The organism is Cupriavidus sp. PB-02 (genome assembly GCF_058252315.1).
The window spans coordinates 462,003-481,027 of record NZ_CM177695.1; the positions used below are offsets into that span (position 1 = coordinate 462,003).

Consider the following 19,025-nt stretch of genomic DNA (forward strand, 5'->3'; position numbering starts at 1 on the left):
CAATTCATCTGGCTGGACCGCCCTCGCGCGGAGGGTTGGACGGATAGACCCGGGGCTGTGTCAATGCCTCGGGGCGCAGGGCTTCATCGAGCTCGGCTGCTGTCATCAGCTTGCGGCGCAGCACCACATCGCGGATGTTGGTGTTGTTGGCAAACGCCTCTGCGGCCACCGCGGTGGCGTTCTTGTAGCCGATGATCGGGTTCAGCGCCGTGACGAGCGCGATCGAGCGCTCGATCGTTTCCCGCAGCCGCTCAGGGTTCGCGGTAATGCCCTTGATGCATTTCTCCGCGAGGGTGAAGCAGCCATTGGTGAGATGCTTGAAGCTGCGGAACAGGCTCGCGGCAATCACGGGCTCGAAGGCGTTGAGCTGCAGTTGCCCGGCTTCCGCGGCGAACGTCACGACCGTATCGTTGCCGAAGACCTCGAAGGCAATCTGGTTCACAACCTCCGGGATCACCGGATTTACCTTGCCCGGCATGATGGAGGAGCCGGCTTGCATCGGTGGCAGGTTGATCTCGCCAAAGCCCGCGCGCGGCCCGCTCGACAACAGGCGCAGGTCGTTGCACGTCTTGGACAGCTTCACGGCGATGCGCTTCAGTACCCCGGAAATCTGCACGAAGGCGCCACAGTCCTGGGTTGCCTCCACCAGGTTCGGGGCGGTGAGCAGCTCGATGCCCGTGATCCGGCTCAAGGCCGCGGTGGCCTTGGCGGCGTAATCCGGGTGGGCGGTAATGCCGGTGCCGATGGCGGTGGCGCCGAGATTGACTTCGCGAATCAGCGCGGAGGCTTCACGCAGACGCGCCATGTCCTCTTCCAGCATCACGGCGTAAGTGGAGAACTCCTGGCCCAGGGTCATGGGCACGGCGTCCTGGAGTTGCGTGCGGCCGAGCTTGAGCAGGCCGGCGAACTCCACTGCCTTGTCGTGGAAGGCGGCCCGCAGGACTTCCATCGCTTCGAGCAGATGCCCGATGGCGAAGAACGTCGCGATGCGCAGCGCGGTGGGATACACGTCATTGGTGCTCTGCGCCATGTTGACGTGCTCGTTGGGGTGCAGGTAAGCGTACTCGCCGCGCTTATGGCCCAGAATCTCCAGGGCACGGTTGCAGATGACCTCGTTGGCGTTCATGTTGGTCGAGGTCCCGGCCCCGCCCTGGATGGTGTCGACAACGAACTGGTCGTGGAACTTGCCTTCCCGCACTTCCTGGCAGGCCGCGATGATCGCATCCCTGAGTGGGACCGGCAGCAGCCCAAGCTCGGCATTGGCCTCCGCCGCGGCCTGCTTGACCGCTGCCAGTGCGAGGATCAGGTTGGGGTAGGCCGAGATCGGCGTACCGGAGATCTGGAAGTTCTCGACGGCCCGGAGCGTGTGGACGCCGTAGTAGGCGTCGGCGGGCACGTCGCGCTCGCCTAGCAGGTCGGATTCGATGCGGAATGTGGGGGTGTTCATCAGGGGCTCCCTGCAGCTTGGTGATATCTACAGACTAGGCGATGCCAGTGTCCATTCCAGCGTCTCGCCCGCCAGGAAGGGCTGGATGCGCTTGCCGTCGGGAAGGGATACCGATCCGGCGACGCGGGTACGGGTCCGGTGCAGGATGACGGTGCCTTCGTTGAGCGGGAGGCCATAGAAGCGTGCGCCGTGCTCGCTGGCGAAGCCTTCGAACCGTGCCATGGCGTTCTCCTCCTCGAACACGGTGAGATAGGCCTCCAACGCGGTTGGCGCACTGAAGATCCCGGCACAGCCGCAGGCGGCCTCCTTGGCGGAAGTGTCGTGGGGCGCCGAATCCGTGCCGAGGAAGAAGGACGGGGACCCTGATGTCGCTGCCCGCCGCAGCGCGAGGCGGTGTTGCTCGCGCTTGAGCACAGGCAGGCAGTAATAGTGCGGGCGAATGCCCCCGGTGAACATGGCATTACGGTTCAGCATCAGGTGCTGGGGCGTGATGGTTGCTGCCAGCCTTGCGCTGTCATCGCGCATGACGAGGTCGGCCGCGTCTTCGGTGGTGATATGTTCCAGCACGACCTTCAGGCGTGGAAACGCCGCCAGCAGCGGGCGCAAGGTGCGGCGGATAAACACGGCTTCCCGGTCGAATACATCCACCGCCGGGTCGGTGCTCTCGCCATGGGCCAGCAGAGGCATTCCAAGCTCCTGCATGATGGCGAGCACGGCGGACACGCGCTCGATCGAGGTCACGCCGTACTCCGAGTGGGTCGTGGCCCCGGCGGGGTACAGTTTCACGGCGCTAAAGACGCCTGCCTCGAAGCCCTCGCGGATCTCCGCAGGGCGGGTGCTGTCGCAGAGGTAGCAGGTCATCAACGGCGTAAAGCGTGCGCCCGGCGGCAGTGCTGCGAGGATACGTTCGCGATAGGCAATGGCAGCCGCGATCGTTGTCACCGGCGGCTTCAGGTTAGGCATCACGACGGCGCGGGCGAACTGCCGTGCCGTATGCGGCAGCACCGCGGCAAGCGTGTCGCCGTCGCGCAGGTGGAGGTGCCAGTCGTCGGGGCGGCGGATGGTCAGGGTCTCAGGCATTGGGGATATCCGGGACTTCGTGGGCCTTACAGGCTCGAAATGGTGTTGGACAGGACCTTGACGCCCAGCATGAAGTCGTCGATGTCCATGGCTTCGTCCGGGTTGTGCGAGCCATGCTCGTTGCGCACGAACAGCATGCCGGTGGGGATGCCGGCGTTCGCGAACAATGACGCGTCGTGGCCGGCGCCGCTCGGTACCAGTTCGGTGGGGAGGTTCTCCCGCTTGCATTGCTCGGTCAGCAGGTCGGAGAGCCGGCCGTCCATCACGGCGGGCGCGGCATCGATACGTCGGTCAAACTCGAAGCGAACGCCCCGGTCCCGCGCGATCGCCTTGCATTCGGTGCGGAACAACTGATAGAAGCCTTCGAGCGTCTCGGCGCTCTTGCTGCGGGCTTCGAAGCTGAAGTGCACGGTGTCGGGGATGCGGGAAATGGAATGCTCTTCCGGGCTGGTGGACACGATGCCGGTCGTCACTACCAGGTCGATGCCGCGTTCCAGCAGCGCCTTCCAGTGTTCGTCCAGGCGCGTGATCAGGTCCGCCACCGCGAACATCGCGTCCTTGCGCAGCCAGCGCGGCACTGCGCCGGAGTGCCCCGGCTCACCGACGCAGGTGACCCGGTTGTGCCGCACATTGCCGCGGATGCCGGGGACCACGGCAAGCGGCAGCTGGCGCGCCACCATGACCGGGCCCTGCTCGATATGCAACTCGAGATAGGCCGCGGCGGCGGATTTATCGAACAGCACCTCCTGGTTCGTGACCGCTTGAACATCTGCGCCTGCGGCAGCCATGGCTGCGCCGAGCGTCTGGCCGGTCTGGCGATGTCCCAGTGCCAGGTCGTCAGCCGTCAGCTTGCCTAGCGCAGCGCCCGAGCCCATATAGGCCTTGCCGAACCAGGCGCTTTCTTCCCCGCGGAAAGCAATCACCTTCAGTGGTACCGGCGAGTACGTCCCGCTTTGCTTCTGGCCGAGCAGGCAGAGCAACCCGGCCACGATGCCCGCGAGGCCATCGTAGTTGCCGCCCCTGGGCACGGAGTCCATGTGAGACCCAACCCAGGCCGCGGGCGCGCTCGCCTCCGACTCCGGGAGTCGGAATACGAGGTTGGCCGCGCGGTCGGCCTCTACGCGCAGGCCATGACCTTCGGCGAAACGCCGCAGGTATTCGGCCACTGCCGTTTCCCCCGCGCCGTAGCTGTCGCGCGTCACGCCAACGCCGTCAAACGATAGCTCGCGTATGTCCCGGAAGAGCTGTTCCGCGACGGGCTTTAGTTCCAGAATATCCATGACATGTCCAGCATGATTGGTGGCGCCACGCGAGAGCGTGACGCGGCCTGGTCCGGGAGGATGGCTGCCGGCTCAGCCCGACTGCTGCGCGAAGCGCAACCAGCGGTCGCTCAGTTGACGGTCGAGCTTCACCTGTCCGGTGAGGTCACGGATCGCCGCGGTGCCCGTCTCTTCGCAATAGGCATGGAGCCCGTCGATGATCTTCTGCATCACGCCAGGGTCACGGAACGAGGCGGTGCCCACCTGGACCGCGCTGGCACCGGCAAGCATGAACTCGACGGCGTCGTCCGCGTTCTGGATGCCCCCGCAGCCGATGATGGGAATGCGCACCGCGCGATAGCACTGATGGACCAGCCGCAGCGCAATCGGCTTGATCGCTGGGCCCGACATGCCGCCCATGACGTTGCCAAGCCTGGGCTTGCGCGTGCGGATGTCGATCGCCATCCCGAGCACGGTGTTGCCCATGACGATGGCGTCGGCGCCAGCGTCCTCGGCGGCCCGCGCCACGGCGGCGATATTGCTGGCGTTCGGGGTCAGCTTGACCCAGAACGGATGCCTGGTGCGGCGGCGGATCGCGGAGACTGCCTTGTAGGTGGTCTCCGGCAGCATGGCAAAGGCCATGCCGTCGGCCTCGAGGTTGGGGCAGGAGATATTGGCCTCGATGGCCGCGACTTCCGGCAGCGACATCTCCTCGCAAGCCAGCGCGAACTCTTCCGCCGTGTCGGCGGAGATCGAGACCACGACCGGTGTGTCGTATTGCGTGTAGGGCGGCAGCACGCTGCCGCGGTAGTAGTCGAGTCCCTTGCTTGGAATGCCGATGGAATTCAGCATGCCGCTGTGGACTTCCGCAACGCGGGGCGTGGGATTCCCGGCGCGGGACTTCGGTGAAACGCTCTTGATCACCAGGGCGCCAAGCTGGTTGAGGTCCATCGCTTCGCGGTACTCGATCGCGAAGCAGCCGGAGGCGGGCATCACGGGATTGCGCAGCGTCAGGTCGCCGACCCGTACAGTCAGATTAGCCAAAATCCACCTCCCCAACCACTTCGCGAATCGGAAACACCGGGCCTTCACGGCAGACCCTGAGAAACTGCTTGTCGCCCTCGCAGTCGAACAGGCGCACGCAGGACAGGCATACGCCCATGCCACAGGCCATCCGTTGCTCCATGGCCACCTCTCCCCTGACGGCGGGGTAGTCGCCGAGGATGCGCTGGAGCAGCATCAACAGTCTATGCGAGCCACATGTGTAGACCGCATCGGGCCGCTGTGCGTCGATCAGCTCGCGCAGCAGCACTGCAACGGTTTCGACCGAAGACGTACCGTCGGCGTCGAAGACGGTGTGGACCTCGGCGGCAGCGCCGCGCAGGAACTCTTTCTCCATCAGGTCGTCGCGGCTGCGCGCCGACATCACCGCAGTGATGGCGACGCCTGCGTCCGCGGCTTGCCGGATCAGCGGTGCCATCGTGGCCAGGCCGACACCCCGGGCCACGACCAGGATGCGCCGGAAGGACGGGGCGAAAGTAAAGGTATTGCCCAGCGGGCCCACGATATCCATCTCGCCATCGACCAGCAGGGTCGACATGGCGCGCGTGCCGACGCCGGTCACGTTGTAGAGGAATTCGATGGTGCCGTCGGCCGGGCCGGCGCCGTACACGCTCATGGGCCGGAGCAGGAACGGTTCCTCGTCACCGGTGCTGGGGCATTTGAGCTGATAGAACTGCCCGGGCCTGGTCATGGTGGCGATCGGCGCGTCCGACGCCAGGCGAATGTACTTGTAGCGCTGGTTGACCCAGTAGTGCTCGACTACCCGGCAGCGATAGGAAGCGACGGTGGCGCTGCTGCGCCCACCGCACACGGTTGCTGACATGATGACTCCTGCTGATTTGAAACCGCCGCGCTCGCGCAATGGGAGCGCGGCATTGCGTGCTGTTATTCCAGCTCGACGCCCTTGAGTTCAGGGATAAGGAAGAAGGTCGCAAGCATGTCCAGCACATAGATGCTGGCGAGCAAGGCGATCGCGACCTGGAACGAGTAGGTGGCAGCGAGCGCGCCGACCACGATGGGGCCCAGGCCGCCAACGGCCCGGCCGATGTTGAACAGCACGTTCTGGGCTGTAGCGCGGGCGGCGGTCGGGTACGCCTCGGAGATCAGCGCGCCGTATCCGCCGATCATGCCGTTGACGAACATGCCCATGACGGCGCCTGCCCACAACATCGTCGTCGGGTCCGACAGCTTTGCGTAAGTGAGGACCATGGCCACGGCACCCGCCTGGAAGATCAGGAAGGTGGGCTTGCGGCCGATGCGGTCGGCCAGGTGCCCGAAGATATAGACGCCGATCATCATGCCGACGATGGTCACCGAGGTCCACAACGCGGACTTGGTCAGCGAGAAACCAAGCGCCTTCGACAGGTATGTCGGCAGCCAGATCATGATCCCGTAGTAGCCGAAGTTCTGGACCGAGCAGAGGATGACGATGCCCAGGCTGGTCCGCGTGGTGCGCCTGTCCGCGACCAGCAGCCTGAAGGCGTTGGCTTTCTTCTCGGTTCTTGTGCTGCGCACGAAGACTTCCGGCTCGTGCAGGCGGTTGCGCACAAACCAGGCAACGAAGGCCGGCAGCACGCCGATCAGGAACATACCGCGCCAGCCGACGACCGGCAGCAGCAGCGGCGTCAGCAGTGCCGCCATCAGCACCCCCGCCTGCCATCCCAGCGCGACATAGGACGAGACGCGTGCCCGTTTGCTGGCCGGCCACGCTTCGGCCGCCAGCGCCATGCCGATGCCGAACTCCCCGCCGAGGCCGATACCGGCGATGGTCCGGTAGATCAGCAGGTCCCAGAATCCTTGCGCAAACGCACACATGCCGGTGAACACCGCAAACAGCACGATGGTCCAGGTCAGCACGCGCACGCGGCCGTACCGGTCGCTGAGCGAGCCGAAGATGATGCCGCCGGCGACGGCGCCTACCAGCGTCCAGGTCACCAGCGCGCCGGACTGGCTGGTGTTCAGCAGCAGCGCTGCGCTGATGGCGGGCAGCATGAAGCCCAGGATGAGCAGGTCGAAGCCGTCCATTGCGTAGCCAATGGCAGACCCGGCCAGGGCCTTCCAGGCATAGGGCGACGTCTTTTCTTCAGGAATTGCACCGGCGGGGGCCATCGATGCTTTGGCGTTTGCTTCCATGGGGAACAGTCCTCTGGATATCGTAGTCGTGACTTGCTGCGGCAGGGGCTTATCGGGCGCCTGGGGAGTGGGGTGCTGGCGCGGAAGGCGGATGCTTTGTCATGTCTGTCTCCTTTTTTAGACCGATGGCATCTAAAAACCCACTACACCTGCGTCCGGTAGCCGACCTGGGGCGTACAACCGGGCGTCATGCAGTGGAAATCTTTTTTTTTAGACTATTCGTCCCCGATAGCCATGGCAAGGAATTTTTGATGGGATCAGGGTATCTCCCGAGTCCGCAAAAAGAGGCCATTGCTGTCCCGCGCCAGCGTGCTATAGTGACAGCAATCTAATTATTGAGACAGTGATGGATCGTCGTGCCACCGCAGCCGGAATGATCGATTTCGAGGCCATTGGCGCCCGCCTGCGGGCTTATCGCCTGGGCGCGGAGCTGCGTGCCGAGCAAATTGCCGAAGTGCTGGGGATCTCGCGCGCCGCGGTCTACCGCATGGAAAAGGGCGAGATTGTAAAAATTGAGACGCTGGAGAAGCTGGCGGGCATCCTTGACACCTCGCTCGCGTCGCTTTTGGGGGCGGGGACGGAATACTATCCGTCGGCGCTGGCCTATATCGAGCGCATGCGCCAGCTGGAACAGGGCGCGACCCGGATTCTGGCGCACTTCGAGCCCATTTCCTTCCTGCTCACTTCTCCCGACTACGACCGCTATCTGGAGCAGATGCTGCGGGAAAGCGGCGACCACCTCGATGACAAGCGCATCCGGGCCATGATGGAGCTGCTGCAGGAGCGCAAGCGCTCGTTCGTGTCGAGTCCTGCGCCCATCGTCAGCCTGATCGGGCTGCGCGAACTGGAGCGCTTCGTCCATTTCGGACTTGTCGGCAAAATGGACCTGCCGCCTGCCACCAGGATGGAGCGGTCGCTCGCGGCGCGTGCGGAGGTCGAGCGCATTGCCGAACTGCTGGAGAAGCAGCCCATCGGGATGCAGATCGGCATCGTCGACGAGAGCATGCCGAACGCGACCTTTCAGGTCTTCGAGCGCCCGAGCGGATCCTATGTGGCGGTCAGCCCGTTCCGCTTCGGCGAGTTCCCGAACATCTCATCCGGCATCGCTTCCGTGACCGCCGCGCCCGAAGCCGTTGCCCTGTACACGCACATGGTCGAGTCCCTGTGGCAGCGAGCCTACAAGGGGGCTGACGGTGCGGCGCTGCTGCGGCGCATGCTCCAGCAGGTTTGAATTCAGTTCGTTCCATCCTCCTTCTTCAAAACCAGCGATGACCACCATGACGTTCAGCACTGTCACCGAGCAGTTCAATGCAAGCGTACCGGGCACCGATGCCTTCCTCAGGGTCAAGGAGAGCATGCCGACACTGATGAAAAGCGATCCGTCGCATGCGGCCGCCTACTTCCTGGTGTATGGATTCGCGCGTTCCTATGTGATTCTTCACGACGACGAAGGCATCACGATGGAAGTCGCCGAGATGGCCAAGAACCAGCTACTGGGCTATATGCGCGCGGTCGAGCAGGCGCTTCCCGGTGGCGCGGAGGCGCTGCTCGCCGCCATGAACGAGATCGTGGTCCACTACGACGCGAACAAGCAGTTGTTCTGACGTCCGCGTCAGAGCGACGGACTCAGTGCCGCTCGTTCGGCTTGCGGCTCGCGCGCGCCTTGCCCGAGGCTGCGCTCGATTTCCCGGACGGTCTCAAGCAACTTGGGACGGATTTCTTCGTGCAGGCGCGCGGCGTACAAGCCCGGTGCCGCTCACGCCTTGCGTCCGGGAATATCGATTAAACCGGACAAATTTGCACAACTGAAAAGGCCTTCCCTGAAGATTCAATAAGGTTGTTTTGCAATGCAGTCTGGAGGCAATGCGCGCGGCCAGCCCTTGCCGGCGGCGCGCAGCATCGCATTCCGACCCGACATATCGGGGAGCAGAGGGGCTATCTGCGCGATAGATAACCCTATGCAATATCCTCGCTTGCTTCTCTTCTGGAACGGTCCAAACTTCGTCTCCAAGGCGTGACGCTTTGTTGCCAGAGCAGATCACACTTGTTGCGATTGGACACTCCTAAAGAGACAGCTTCCAGACATGACTGCACCCACCACGGTTCAACGTATTGGAACGTTCGCTTCGAACGCGCGAGCGAATCAACTCACCCCGCAGGCTCGCCATCTGTTCAAGCGCAATATCCTCGACAGTCTCGGCTGTGCGATTGCGGCGCTTCCTGGCACCCCGTTCAAGGCACTGCGAGAGCAGTTCGATGAATACCGTGGCTCGGGTTCGTGCTCGCTGATCGGCGGCGGCAAGACATCGCCTGACCAGGCCGCCTTGTACAACTCCGGCCTAGTCCGCTACGTCGATCTGTTGGACAGCTACATGTCGCCGGGCGGGCTTTGCCACCCCAGCGACAATTTCGGCGCCATCCTGGCGGCGGCTGTGCATGTGTCCGCGAGCGGCGAGGACTTCATGCTCGCGCTGGCGGTAGCGTATGAGATCCAGGGGCGTATTACGGCAGTCGTTCCGGTGATGGCAAAGGGCTTCAATCACGCTATCCAGCTCGCAGTTTCAGCGGCGGCCGGGTCGGGCAAGCTGTTTGGCCTGGATCAGGAGCAACTCGCCCATGCGATAGCGATCGCCACCGTGGACAACATTTCGTTGACCTGCGTTCATTCCGAGCCGGTCTCGCAATGGAAGGGATTCTCCCCGGGCATCACTGGCATGCGCGCGGTCTATGCGGCGTCGCTTGCAAAGCGCGGGTTCACCGGTCCGCTTCGCCTGTTTGAAGGGCCCAACGGCCTGGTCCGGATGTTCGACCAGCCAATTGACGTCGATTGGGAGGATCAGCGGCTCGAGATCATCTTCCAGTCCGTGATGAAGAAGTACTGCTCGCTGATCCACGGCCAGCCAGTGCTCGAGGCCACGCTTGCGCTCAAGCGCAAGAACCACGTGAAAAGTGAAGACGTCGAGCAAGTGGTGTGTGACATCTTCCAGACGGGCTTCGACATCGCGGGCGGTGGCGCCTTCGGTCCCAAGGATCATCCGCAGACCAAAGAGCAAGCGGACTACAACCTCAAATACCTGATCGCAGCCGCCCTGCTCGACGACCAGGTAGGGCCCAGCCCAGCTGGAGCCCGAGCGCGTGCAGGCAGCCGATGCGCAGGCACTGCTGAAAAAGGTCACCGTGCGTCCCGATCCGGCATTCACCGCCCAGTATCCCCAGGCGCTGAACACCAGGGTGACGATCCGGTGCAAGGACGGCCGCGAGTTGTCTGCCGAGCACGTCGGTTTTGAAGGCGGTCTCGGCAATCCGCTCAGCTGGGAGCGCGCGGTCGAGAAATTCCATTGGCTGAGCGAGCCATATGCCGATGAAGCGCTTCGAGGCCAGATCATTCATCTGGTCTCGACATTGGATGAGCATTCGATTTCTGAGTTGATGCAACTCATGGCGAAGGTGAGTCCGGCACCAAAGTTCCCGGCGAAACACCGGGGAATCCAGTAACGACACAGGCTCAGGAGAGACAGATGGCCCTTATTTCTTGTGATATGCGATTTGGCAGGACCGACGAGCAGAAGCGGCAGCTTGCGGCGGGCCTGCTACGTGTGGTCAGTGAGGCGACCGGAGAGACGAAGGACGACATTTTCTTCGTGATTCGTGAAGGCCGTGGCATCAACTTCGTCGAGCACGGCGAGCATCTTCCGGAATACGTCGAAGGCGCGGCCAACGACAAAGCATTGATCAGCCGCCTGAAATAATGGATTCGAGGAGACAATCTTGCCGTTCATTGAATGCCACATTAAAGCCGGCCTGACGCAGGAGCGTCGGGTCCAGCTGATCGGGGACATCATCCAGAACTCGTGCTCTGTGCACTGGGTGCTGCAGCAACACATTTGTACAAGCCCGGCATAAAGACACATATGCGCAATGCCATTCGTCATGGCGCTACGCAACACGAGATCATGGAGGTGCTGGAGATCGCCAGTGTCATCGGGATCCACGGCGCGTTGATCGGTGTTCCGATGCTGGAAGAAAGCTTCAACAAGCTGGTGATGTAGCGACGCCTGTTCCTGATGCTGCACACCATAGCGCGATGGCGACGGCGGCGTCGCATCGGGCAAGGGTCTGAACGCGGGTCGCGCGCCCTGGGCCCACGACGCCTAACATAGCTTCATGGAGGTGACACCATGGAGCGGGAACTGAAGTTTGAACTGTCGGCCGACCAGGCCGGTCGCGTACGGGATCTGCCGCTGCTGCAGTCCATGCAGGGCGGGCAACGGCACGAGGCGGCGCTGAAAAGCCAGTACTTCGACACGCCGGAACTGGATCTGCGTCGCCGCCATGCTTCCCTGCGCGTGCGTAACGACGGTGACCACCTGGTCCAGACACTGAAGTCCGTGGGCGAGCGTGGTGCCGGCTTGTTCCAGCGCGAGGAATATGAATCGCAAGTCGCCGGCTGGCAGCCCGATACGACGAAATTGCACAAGCTGGTGCCGAAGGACGCCTGTGTCCGAAGGATCTTTGACGCAAACGGGCTGGACGAGCGGCTGGCGCCGGTGTTCTCGGCGGACATCAGTCGCACCGTCGTCCCGCTGAAACTGCCAGAAGGAGACGAAGTCGAGCTGGCGATCGACCGGGGCGTGGTCAGTGCGGGCGAAGCCAGCCAACCCGTGCTCGAGTTCGAAATGGAACTCAAGGAGGGCGATCCCGCCCATCTCTATGCGCTGGCCGCGCAGATCCTTCAAGTGGTTCCGCTGCGCCTGAGCTTCATGAGCAAGGGCGATCGTGGCTATGGGCTGCTGGTTTGCGAGAAGCTGGCGGCCGTACGCGCGTCGCCGCTCGAACTGGATCCGAAAGACAGCGTGGAAGCCGCCTTCCGCAGCATTGCAGAGAATTGCCTGGCGCAGGTACACGGCAACGAAGCTGCCGTGGCATCGGGACGTTCGGCCGAGGGCGTGCACCAGATGCGTGTGGGGCTGCGGCGGCTTCGCTCCGCTCTAGACATGTTCTCGCCGGTGCTGGCATGTCCGGACGCACTCCAGGACGAGATCCAATGGATCGCCGGGGAGCTTGGCGAGTCCAGGGACTGGGAAGTCCTTGCCCACTCGACGCTCCCGACGATCGTGGCGGAGGAAAGTACACAGGCCGACCTGGACCGTGTGCGGCAGCGTGCCCAGGACATCGCAGCGCAGCGGCGCCAGGCCGCCGCGGAAGCGGTCTCTTCAGCCCGTTACGCGAAGCTCGCCATCGAGCTGAACCGGTGGGTGGCTTCGGCAGCGTGGCGCAATGAACAGGAGCCGTCGAAGGCAATGGCGGCGCCCGTGACCAAATTCGCGCGCGATACGCTGCGCAAGCGGCATCGCAAGCTGGTGCGCAGGGGCCGGGGACTGCACAAGCTGGACGCGCAGCGTCGACATCGGGCCCGTATCGCGGCAAAGAAGCTGCGGTACGCAACCGAGTTCTTTGCGTCCCTGCTGCCGCAGAAGTCATTGCGCGGGTATCACAAGGCGTTGTCTCGGCTGCAAGACGACCTGGGCTGGGGCAACGATATCGCGGTGGCCGATGGCCTGCTCAGCAAGCTTCAGCACAGGCACGAGGCGGTGGCGGCGGGCGCGGCCTATGCGCGAGGGTTCCTGGCCGCCCAGCGCGAAGCGGACCGGCCAAGGCAGAAGCAGCTCTGGAAGCGCTTCCGTCGCGTCGAACGGCCCCGATAGACATGCCTGGCGGCGTCCTAAGCCAGCAGCAGCGCTCCCGCATGGAGCAGTACGCCAACGGCGCCACCGACGAAGGTGCCGTTGATCCGTATGTACTGGAGGTCCGGCCCGATCTCCGCCTCGATCTTCCGGCTGACTTCTTGGGCGTTCCAGCTCTGCACCACTTCGGTGATCAGCGCGGAGATATGGCGGCCGTAGCGAAGCACCACGGTGCGAACGAGATCCAGCCACCATGCATTGAGTTTCTGCTGGATGGCTGGATCCTCCGAGACGGATTTGCCGAGCGAGGCCAGCGTGCCGGCGATCGTGTCGCGGCTCAATGACCGCTCGCTGGCGATATCGGCGTTCAGGCGGGCCCGGACTCGCTCCCAGAGAATCCGGTAGTAGTCCTCGCGCCTGAGATACCGGATGCAGTCCCGCATCCAGGTCTTGCCAACGCGCCGGTAATCGTCGGAGGTCTGCAGCTTGCCGATCATGTCCTGGATGGCGGCGTCGAACTGCTGGCGCAGCTCGTGATGAGGATGCGCCACGACTTCATGCAGCAGCGCAATGATGCCTTCCACAAACTTGTTGACGATATACCGGTCGAGCAGGGCAGGCGTGTACCTGGACGCCTCGCCGAACTTTGCCTTGACCACATCCGAGTTCGCCACGAGCCAGCGCTCCAGCGCCCGCAGCCCGTGATTCAACAACGGCTGGTGGCGGCCGCCTTCAGTCAGGATCGTCAGGACATTGCCGGCAAGGCGGGACACATCCAGCGTGCGCAGTTGCGGCACCACCGTGCGTTCGAAGAGCCGCGCAACTTGCTTGTCGTTGAGGCTGCCCAGCAATGCGGGAACCGAACTTGCGACGGAATCGGCGATGATCCGGCTGTTCTCCGGCCTGGCCAGCCAGGCGGCAACCGCTGCGGCCGTGTTCTGGCTGCGGAGCCTGTCGACCACGATTTCCGGTGTCAGGAAATTCTGCTCGACGAAACTGCCCAGTCCTTTGGCAATCCGCTCCTGGTTCCGCGCAATGATGGCGGTGTGCGGGACCGGAATGCCGAAAGGATGCCGGAACAGTGCCACTACGGCGTACCAGTCGGCGATGGCGCCGACGGTGCCCGCCTCGGCAAAGGCGCGCAGCCATGCCAGGGCAGGATAGTCGCGCTGCAACATGACGCTGACGATCAGCAAGCCGATCATGGCGGCCAGCAGGCAAGTGGCGGTGATCCGCATGCGGGTCAGGCGCGCCTGCTTCAGCCGTTCAGGCGCCATGGCGGTGTCTTCCCTGTTGCCGGTCAGATCGCTCAATACGATGCCTGTCGAAGGAGTTTGCGGATCACGGTTGCGAGGTCTCGTGCGCGTGCCATATGAAACCGGTGGTCGCTTTTTTCCACGAAAGCGTCCACGAGAGAGAATGGGCTATTTACTTAATAATTTTGATTTCGGCAAGTGGCATGGAGCGGACAGGGAATCCGCCAACCTCGCCTGCTCCTCGTCGGATCCAGTATTGCTGCCTGACGAGAGGAGCAAAGAAATCAGGGGCTATCGAAGGCCTTTCAGTTAGGTTTCCCCTCACCGGCGGGTATCTCGTGCTCCCGCAGCCTCTGCAGCGACCTGGTCAGCCTGGCGCCGTCCTTACTGTCGGCGGCATGAGTCAGGGCCGCTACGCTCGCTTCCAGCCCTGCAAGTTCGCTGTCGCTACGTAGCTTGGTGGCTCTCATCTCCTCCAGCTCCTTCGCAATGCGCTTGCCCAGCTTGCGCACAAACTCCGGGTCAAGGTGACCGGCCGCGGCGGCAGCTTCGATATGATCGATCAAGCTCCTCAGTCCTGCCGGGGTGGTCTCGGTAAACGGCGGCATTTCATGTGTCATTGCTTACTCCAGTGGGCACGCCCAGACCATTTTAGGCAGTGGATGCGCCTGGAGGGACGAATCTCCGTCCCAAACGTGGATGACAAGTTATTCATGCTGCACACACAGATTGGCGCTGTCACATGTGGAATTGCCGACGGCGGCGCGCCGACCGTCGTGGGCACGCATATCATGGAACATGAATCCCATCCCACGCACAAATACGCCTGCGAGCTGGCATGCTGAATGGCAATGAACTCTACATCAACCGCGAACTCAGCCAGCTGGAGTTTTTCGACCGCGTCTTGCAGCAGGCTGCCGATCCCGCCGTGCCGCTGCTTGAGCGCCTGCGTGCGCTGTGTACCTTCAGCAGCAACCTGGATGAGTTCTATGAGATCCGCGTCGCGGCCCTGAAAGAGCAGTGCCTGCTCCAGTCTCCGGTTGCCGGCCCGGACGGGCTCACACCGCAAGAGGTCTACGCACGGCTCAACGAACGGGTTCGCGAACTGGTCGATCAGCAGTACTGCCTGTTCAATGACGTGCTGATTCCCGCCATGGCCGGGCAGGAGATCTGTTTCCTGCGGCGCCCCTCGTGGAATCCTGTGCAGGCGGCATGGATCCGGGACTTTTTCTTTGCCGAGCTGATGCCGGTGCTTACCCCCATCGGCCTGGACCCGGCGCATCCGTTTCCGCGCATCCTGAACAAGAGCCTGAATTTTGCCGTCGAACTGGAGGGCAAGGATGCGTTCGGGCGCAACTCGGGCTATGCCATCGTGCAGGCGCCGCGGGCGCTGCCGCGTGTCATTGCACTGCCATCTGATGTTTCCGAGTGCCAGCATGGCTTTGTTTTCCTTTCGTCCATCCTTCATGCCCACGTCGGAGAATTGTTCAGTGGCATGACGGTTCGCGGCTGCTACCAGTTTCGCGTGACCCGCAACAGCGAGCTGTTTGTCGACGAGGAAGAAGTCAAGAATCTGCGCGAGGCACTGCAAGGCGAACTACCGCACCGTCATCTCGGAGATGCGGTCAGGCTTGAGGTGGCGGACAACTGCACCCCGGCGATGACTGCGTTCCTGCAGGAACAATTCGGCTTGTCGACCAGCGAGGTGTTCTCGGTCAACGGACCGGTCAACCTGGTGCGCCTGCTGCAGGTTCCGGATCAGGTCGATCGTCCGGAACTGAAGTTCAAGCCTTTCCGGCCCGGCGTGCCCAAGGCCTTGCAGGAGCATGCGGACATCTTCCACGCCATCCGCGAAAGCGACATCCTGCTGCATCATCCCTTCCAGTCCTTTGCACCGGTGGTGGATTTTGTCAGGCAGGCGGCGCAGGATCCCGATGTGGTGGCAATCCGCCAGACGGTCTATCGGGCGGGCCATGACTCGGTCCTGCTGTCGGCACTGATCGAGGCGGCGCGCAACGGCAAGGAAGTCACTGTCGTGGTGGAACTGCTGGCCCGCTTCGATGAAGAGGCCAATATCGGTTGGGCTGCGCAACTGGAGGCAGTCGGCGCGCATGTCATCTACGGGGTCGTTGGCTTCAAGGCACACGCCAAGATGGTGCTGGTATTACGGCGCGAAGGCGGAAAACTCAGGCGCTATGCGCATCTCGGCACAGGGAACTATCACAGCCAGACAACGCGCACCTATACGGACTTTGGCCTGCTGACCTGCAACGAGTCGCTGACGCAGGATGTGGCCCAGGTATTCAGCCAGTTGACCGGTCTCGGCCAGACCAACAGCCTGACCCATATCTGGCAATCACCGTTCACCATGAAGAAGGCATTGCTTGCCGCGATCCGGTGCGAGGCCGAGCACGCCAGATCCGGCGGCAAGGGGTTGATCATCGCCAAGATGAATGCATTGCTGGAGCCGGACCTGATTCAGGCCCTGTACGATGCTTCACGTGACGGGGTGCGTATCGACCTGATTATCAGAGGCGCCTGTGCGCTGCGCCCCGGCGTGGCGGGCCTGTCGACGAATATCGAGGTGAAATCGATCATGGGCCGGTTTCTCGAGCACTCGCGCATCTTCTATTTTCACGATGGCGGGGCAGAGAAGGTCTTGCTCTCCAGCGGCGAATGGATGGAACGGAGCCTCTCCCGGCGGATCGAGATCTGCTTTCCCATCCTCGACACCAGGCTGAAGCAGCGCGTGATCGCGGAAGGCTTGACAGCGTATTTGTCGGACCGCTGCGACGCCTGGCAGATGATGCCGGACGGAAAATACGAGCGCCGGTCACCGCATGACGGCGAGGCTGCGCAAAACGTGCTGCTGGCGGCTTTGACGTGAACCATTCAGGTTCGTGGACACTGCCAACCTTCTGGTCCTGAAGGCAAGCCGCGGATTGCCGAGGTGCTTGAATTACTGCTTGCGTTGGGCCTGGCTCGCGAATGCTCTCCATTCCCGGAAGACGGTGTCCAGGCACGATGCGGAATCGCAACTGTCCCGTTTCCTCCGGAACGCTGCGATGTCTGCCTCGGTAATCGATCCTGCCTTGAGCAGCCGCTGCTGGTCGGCATAGATGCGTTGGTAGCCCATGGAAAACAGCGCGGATTCGCAGATCAGCCGCCGCGCCTGCGTGGGTGCGGCAGGTGTGGCCGAGGGATCGCAGTCGATGTCGGTGGCATGTGCGGTGTTCAGGAAGGCGAGGCCGGCGGCTGCCAGGCAGTAACAAGCGAAGCGGAAGATGCAGGTCACGATGGGTTTGCGGGAAAGGCCGCGCGCGTCTTGCGCCGGCCGGTGGTATCGAGCACCGAGCCTGGCACGATATCACCATCGTTGCTCGCGAGGACTCCCTCGACCTTGCGATGCCGGCGTCCCTTATCTGTCCCCGACTCACGCAGGCCCCGGCACCTCAGCCAGGCCAAGCGTGACCACGCGCAGTGTGCCGTCATCGGGGCAGACGGTATCGACGAAGCCCAGCTTGCGGGCAAGCCCTCGCATCGAAGTATTCGAGGCGAGCACAAAGCCCTCCATGTTCCGGTAGCCGGCAGCACGGGCAACGCCGATCAGGCTCTGCATCAGGCACTTTGCCAACCCGACGCCATGCCAGTCGTCGGCGACCGTCACGGCAAACTCGCAGGTATCGCTACCCGGACCTGCGGCGTAGCGTGCGCCGCCGACGATGGTCCCGGCTTCCCCGTCGTCGGCCACGGCGACCAGCGCGAACTCTCGTCCCGCCACCGGGTGCGTTGCCGACTCGAGCATGGCGTCGGGCAACTCGCGCATCGAAGCCATGAAGCGCGTATAACGCGAATCCTCGGACAGGCGGTGAAAGGCTGCCAGCAGGCCGGCCTTGTCCTGCACCCGGATCGGGCGCAGCACCACTTGCCGCCCGTCGCGCAAGGTCATGTGGAACGGCAAGCCGGCTTCTGCGGAGGCATTCTTGTCCATGATCGGAAAGGGATAGGGCTACGCAACCAAGCATACGATATTGCCTTGACCGCAGGTGCCACTGTTGGCAATCACACTGCCGCGCGGGTATTTCTCGCCAAATGACAGCCCGCCGCAACTAGGTGCCCCTTGCGACTTCCGGCACCAGGTCGTGAAGCCGGGACAGAACGAGCCGCGCCGCCCGGGACAGTGGATGATGTCGCGTGACACCCATGGCAATGGTCCGCGTTAAGCGCGGCTCGACAATCTCGACTGCGGACAAGCGTCCGCTGGCAACTTCGTGATCCACCGCGAGGATCGGCAGTATCGTCAAAGCGCCACCCGCAAGCGCAACCTCCTTCATCGTATTCAGCGATTCCACTTCCAGCGCGACATCCAGCGAGATGCCGAGCTGGCGCGCGTGCTGGTCGAGAATCGATCGCAGCCCGTTGGGGGCCGGCGGCAGGACGAGTGGGAGGCCGTCGAGCTTGCGGAACGGCACCGTCGGCATCCCGGCGAGCGGATGCCCGGGCGCGCAGATCAGGTAAGTGGCGACCTGGGCGAGCACGTCTTCGTCCTGGCGCGGGCCGGGGCCATAGCGGTTGATGACCGCCAGGTCCAGGTGGCCCGATTCCAGCTCCTCGTCGAGTTGTCCGCTGAACCCTTCGGCAACGCGCAGCCGGACACCCGGCGCCGTGGCGCGCAGATCCTCGAACAGCGCCGGTATCAGGCGCGGCGCCATTGACGGCAGCACGCCGATCCTCACCTGGCCGACCGGCACGCCCGCCGCGTCCTTGACCTCGTCGCGCAGCCGTGCCGACTGGGCCAGCAGCAACTGGACATGCGGGAAGATCCGCTGGCCGAATTCCGACAGCACCACGCCCCGGCCGGTCCGTTCGAACAGCCGGTCGCCCCATTCGGCTTCGATCTGGGCAATGGCGCGGCTCACCAGCGACTGGGCGATTCCCAGCGAGCGTGCCGCACGTGACAGCGATCCCACTTCGGCCACCAGCGCCACGGTTTCGAGCTGTTTCAGGTTCACGGCGTCATCCCATCCAAAAAGTCGATATCAGATATCGACGATTCTACTCTTTTGCGTTGGCTCAGGACTCCATACACTGAGGCCATCCCTCC

At 63.2% G+C, this 19,025-nt stretch carries 18 protein-coding genes and 1 pseudogene; 8 read left to right on the plus strand and 11 right to left on the minus strand.

Features of this window, described 5'->3' with window-relative positions:
- Positions 1-4: 4 nt before the first annotated feature.
- From aspA to AC10V3_RS22885, 6 genes are all read right to left on the minus strand, one after another.
- Positions 5-1,447, minus strand: coding sequence for an aspartate ammonia-lyase (gene aspA, locus AC10V3_RS22860; RefSeq protein ID WP_022537676.1), 1,443 nt, complete (start codon positions 1,445-1,447; stop codon positions 5-7).
- Between the two features lie 27 nt (positions 1,448-1,474).
- Positions 1,475-2,527 (minus strand): dihydroorotase, encoded by a 1,053-nt coding sequence (pyrC, locus tag AC10V3_RS22865; RefSeq protein ID WP_490924045.1) that lies wholly within the window; start codon positions 2,525-2,527, stop codon positions 1,475-1,477.
- 26 nt (positions 2,528-2,553) lie between these two features.
- A complete protein-coding gene (locus AC10V3_RS22870; protein WP_022537678.1) occupies positions 2,554-3,807 on the minus strand; it encodes a Zn-dependent hydrolase in 1,254 nt (417 codons plus the stop codon).
- 72 nt (positions 3,808-3,879) lie between these two features.
- A complete protein-coding gene (locus AC10V3_RS22875) occupies positions 3,880-4,830 on the minus strand; it encodes a dihydroorotate dehydrogenase (protein ID WP_022537679.1) in 951 nt (316 codons plus the stop codon).
- A complete protein-coding gene (locus AC10V3_RS22880) occupies positions 4,823-5,671 on the minus strand; it encodes a dihydroorotate dehydrogenase electron transfer subunit (RefSeq protein ID WP_022537680.1) in 849 nt (282 codons plus the stop codon). The genes AC10V3_RS22875 and AC10V3_RS22880 overlap by 8 nt, the downstream gene beginning before the upstream one ends.
- Before the next feature lie 62 nt (positions 5,672-5,733).
- Positions 5,734-6,981, minus strand: coding sequence for an MFS transporter (locus tag AC10V3_RS22885; protein WP_022537681.1), 1,248 nt, complete (start codon positions 6,979-6,981; stop codon positions 5,734-5,736).
- Positions 6,982-7,327: 346 nt separating this feature from the next.
- On the opposite strand from AC10V3_RS22885, the gene AC10V3_RS22890 reads away from it, so the two are divergent.
- The 7 genes and pseudogenes from AC10V3_RS22890 (at position 7,328) to AC10V3_RS22920 (ending at position 12,686) form a co-directional block, all read left to right on the plus strand.
- A complete protein-coding gene (locus tag AC10V3_RS22890; RefSeq protein WP_022537682.1) occupies positions 7,328-8,212 on the plus strand; it encodes a helix-turn-helix domain-containing protein in 885 nt (294 codons plus the stop codon).
- Between the two features lie 46 nt (positions 8,213-8,258).
- Positions 8,259-8,585, plus strand: coding sequence for a hypothetical protein (locus AC10V3_RS22895; RefSeq protein ID WP_041681929.1), 327 nt, complete (start codon positions 8,259-8,261; stop codon positions 8,583-8,585).
- Between the two features lie 480 nt (positions 8,586-9,065).
- Positions 9,066-10,031: pseudogene (locus AC10V3_RS22900) on the plus strand (MmgE/PrpD family protein); the annotation flags it as partial.
- Positions 10,032-10,116: 85 nt separating this feature from the next.
- A complete protein-coding gene (locus tag AC10V3_RS22905) occupies positions 10,117-10,476 on the plus strand; it encodes an MmgE/PrpD family protein (protein ID WP_454752690.1) in 360 nt (119 codons plus the stop codon).
- Positions 10,477-10,499: 23 nt separating this feature from the next.
- Positions 10,500-10,730 (plus strand): tautomerase family protein, encoded by a 231-nt coding sequence (locus AC10V3_RS22910; RefSeq protein WP_022537687.1) that lies wholly within the window; start codon positions 10,500-10,502, stop codon positions 10,728-10,730.
- 162 nt (positions 10,731-10,892) lie between these two features.
- On the plus strand, positions 10,893-11,030 hold the full coding sequence (locus AC10V3_RS22915; protein ID WP_490924046.1) for a carboxymuconolactone decarboxylase family protein: 138 nt from the start codon (positions 10,893-10,895) through the stop codon (positions 11,028-11,030).
- A 129-nt stretch (positions 11,031-11,159) separates the two neighbouring features.
- Positions 11,160-12,686 carry a CYTH and CHAD domain-containing protein gene (locus AC10V3_RS22920; protein ID WP_454752692.1) on the plus strand — a complete coding sequence of 509 codons (1,527 nt, stop codon included), beginning with the start codon at positions 11,160-11,162 and terminating at the stop codon, positions 12,684-12,686.
- 17 nt (positions 12,687-12,703) lie between these two features.
- Here AC10V3_RS22920 and AC10V3_RS22925 read toward each other — a convergent pair whose 3' ends face one another.
- Both AC10V3_RS22925 and AC10V3_RS22930 read right to left on the minus strand, forming a co-directional pair.
- A complete protein-coding gene (locus tag AC10V3_RS22925; protein ID WP_490924047.1) occupies positions 12,704-13,978 on the minus strand; it encodes a DUF445 domain-containing protein in 1,275 nt (424 codons plus the stop codon).
- A 248-nt stretch (positions 13,979-14,226) separates the two neighbouring features.
- Entirely contained in the window at positions 14,227-14,541 is a 315-nt protein-coding gene (locus tag AC10V3_RS22930; RefSeq protein ID WP_022537691.1) for a hypothetical protein, read from the minus strand.
- A gap of 218 nt (positions 14,542-14,759) precedes the next feature.
- Between AC10V3_RS22930 and ppk1 the strand changes: the two genes are divergently transcribed.
- Complete coding sequence (ppk1, locus tag AC10V3_RS22935) at positions 14,760-16,808, plus strand: polyphosphate kinase 1 (protein WP_454752694.1); 2,049 nt, start codon at positions 14,760-14,762, stop codon at positions 16,806-16,808.
- 72 nt (positions 16,809-16,880) lie between these two features.
- Here the strand turns inward: ppk1 and AC10V3_RS22940 are convergent, their stop codons facing one another.
- From AC10V3_RS22940 to AC10V3_RS22950, 3 genes are all read right to left on the minus strand, one after another.
- Positions 16,881-17,216: a hypothetical protein gene (locus AC10V3_RS22940; RefSeq protein WP_022537693.1), complete on the minus strand. Its 336-nt coding sequence runs from the start codon at positions 17,214-17,216 to the stop codon at positions 16,881-16,883.
- A gap of 138 nt (positions 17,217-17,354) precedes the next feature.
- A complete protein-coding gene (locus AC10V3_RS22945; RefSeq protein ID WP_022537694.1) occupies positions 17,355-17,912 on the minus strand; it encodes a GNAT family N-acetyltransferase in 558 nt (185 codons plus the stop codon).
- A gap of 118 nt (positions 17,913-18,030) precedes the next feature.
- Entirely contained in the window at positions 18,031-18,933 is a 903-nt protein-coding gene (locus AC10V3_RS22950; RefSeq protein WP_454752695.1) for a LysR family transcriptional regulator, read from the minus strand.
- Between the last annotated feature and the right edge of the window lie 92 nt (positions 18,934-19,025).

Bases quoted from the DNA above. Each gene is read 5' to 3' on its own strand.
- AC10V3_RS22945 (WP_022537694.1), bottom strand. From the start codon at position 17,912: ATGGACAAGAATGCCTCCGCAGAAGCCGGCTTGCCGTTCCACATGACC.
- AC10V3_RS22870 (WP_022537678.1), bottom strand. From the start codon at position 3,807: ATGGATATTCTGGAACTAAAGCCCGTCGCGGAACAGCTCTTCCGGGAC.
- AC10V3_RS22890 (WP_022537682.1), top strand. From the start codon at position 7,328: ATGGATCGTCGTGCCACCGCAGCCGGAATGATCGATTTCGAGGCCATT.
- aspA (WP_022537676.1), bottom strand. From the start codon at position 1,447: ATGAACACCCCCACATTCCGCATCGAATCCGACCTGCTAGGCGAGCGC.
- AC10V3_RS22895 (WP_041681929.1), top strand. From the start codon at position 8,259: ATGACGTTCAGCACTGTCACCGAGCAGTTCAATGCAAGCGTACCGGGC.
- AC10V3_RS22915 (WP_490924046.1), top strand. From the start codon at position 10,893: ATGCGCAATGCCATTCGTCATGGCGCTACGCAACACGAGATCATGGAG.
- AC10V3_RS22930 (WP_022537691.1), bottom strand. From the start codon at position 14,541: ATGACACATGAAATGCCGCCGTTTACCGAGACCACCCCGGCAGGACTG.
- AC10V3_RS22920 (WP_454752692.1), top strand. From the start codon at position 11,160: ATGGAGCGGGAACTGAAGTTTGAACTGTCGGCCGACCAGGCCGGTCGC.
- ppk1 (WP_454752694.1), top strand. From the start codon at position 14,760: ATGCTGAATGGCAATGAACTCTACATCAACCGCGAACTCAGCCAGCTG.
- pyrC (WP_490924045.1), bottom strand. From the start codon at position 2,527: ATGCCTGAGACCCTGACCATCCGCCGCCCCGACGACTGGCACCTCCAC.
- AC10V3_RS22880 (WP_022537680.1), bottom strand. From the start codon at position 5,671: ATGTCAGCAACCGTGTGCGGTGGGCGCAGCAGCGCCACCGTCGCTTCC.
- AC10V3_RS22910 (WP_022537687.1), top strand. From the start codon at position 10,500: ATGGCCCTTATTTCTTGTGATATGCGATTTGGCAGGACCGACGAGCAG.
- AC10V3_RS22885 (WP_022537681.1), bottom strand. From the start codon at position 6,981: ATGGAAGCAAACGCCAAAGCATCGATGGCCCCCGCCGGTGCAATTCCT.